Here is a 1,387-nt window from a genome sequence, read left to right as displayed (position 1 = left end):
CCGCCCGACCGNCCGCACCGGCCCCGGCCGAACGGCCCGCGGCGCTTGCCCCGACCGACCGCCCCGCCGCGCCTGCCCGCGCCCGCCCCCTACGCCGGAACGCCCCGCCGCGACGACACCAGGATCGCCACCCACGACACCACCCCGAGCCCGACGACCACCCACAGGATCGTCGGCACCGCCACGACGTTCGCCACCGCCGCGATGACCGCCGGCGCCAGGAACCCGGCGTACGCCGCCGCGTAGAACACCCCGGTGAGTCCGGCCAGGTCGCGCGCCCCCGCGATCCGCTGCACCTCGAGCAGGCTCGACACGAGCGCGATCCCGATGCCCAGGCCGATCACCACGTTCGCCGCGAGCCCGATCACCACGGACTGCAGCTGGATCGCCACGACGACGACCGCGATGCCCCCGGTCATGAGGGCCACCGCGACGAGCAGCCCGCGGGCGGACAGGAGCGAGGTGAGCCGGCCGGCGAGCGGCTGCACCGCGCTCGACACCCCGAGCGCAACGACGGTGGCGGCGGTCGCGAACACGAGCCCCCACTGCCCGGTCGCACCGGCGAGCTTCGTCGGCAGGTACCCGTAGCCGATCGCGGCGGAGCCGAAGATCCACGGCGCGGCGACGAGCACGACCCGGGTGAACCGGCGGTGTCCGGCGCTCGGCACGGCGAGCTGCCTCCACCACGGACCCGGCAGGCCCCCGGTGCGGCTGGTCTCGGGCGTCCGCCACACGATGACCGCGAACGGGACTGCGACGCAGATGTGCACGAGGAAGGGCAGCACCTCGGGAATCGGGCCCCACTGCGCGATGAGGCCGGCGACGAGGGCACCGGACGCCGACCCGAGGGTGAACGCCAGCGACGCGCGGCGGGCACCGGACCCGGCGTCGGCGGACGGGTCGAAGCGGCGTTGCGAGAGCTCCTTCACCCAGCTGTTGCCGACCGCCATCGCGATCCCGACGGTGATCCCGGAGCACAACCGTCCGGCCATCAGGAACCCCGCCCCGAGCGGCCCGAACGCCAGCAGGCCGCTGCCGACGACGGCCGAGACGATCCCGACGAGCATGAGCGGGCGGCGGCCGTGCCGGTCGGACAGGGACCCGGCGACGAGCAGCGCCGGCGCGAGCCCGAGCACGTACACGCCGAGGAAGACGTTCACGAGCAGCGACGAGTAGTGCGCGCGCTCCTCGTACATGAGGAGCAGCGGCGAGAACTGGTTGCCGCCCCACGAGCACACGAACACCGCTCCCCACACCGCGACCCACGGCAGGACCCGGGCCGACGGCAGCGCGACCGAACCGGTTGTGGGGATGCTCCNGGTGCCGACGCCCGCGCTCACAGCGCGCCCCGGTGCGATGCGACGTGGGCGCCGAGTACCTCGGCGTA

General features: G+C 74.8%; 1 protein-coding gene. It reads right to left on the bottom strand.

What is annotated here, in order from left to right; genetic code table 11:
• Window positions 1-89: 89 nt before the first annotated feature.
• Window positions 90-1,244 carry an MFS transporter gene (locus tag I5E_RS15235; RefSeq protein ID WP_441294333.1) on the bottom strand — a complete coding sequence of 385 codons (1,155 nt, stop codon included), beginning with the start codon at window positions 1,242-1,244 and terminating at the stop codon, window positions 90-92.
• Between the last annotated feature and the right edge of the window lie 143 nt (window positions 1,245-1,387).

This window comes from Curtobacterium sp. B18 (assembly GCF_000333375.1).
In the GTDB taxonomy this organism is placed as follows: domain Bacteria; phylum Actinomycetota; class Actinomycetes; order Actinomycetales; family Microbacteriaceae; genus Curtobacterium.
The sequence above is the reverse complement of the archived record's forward strand: the minus strand, read 5'-3'. Positions and strand labels throughout refer to the sequence as shown.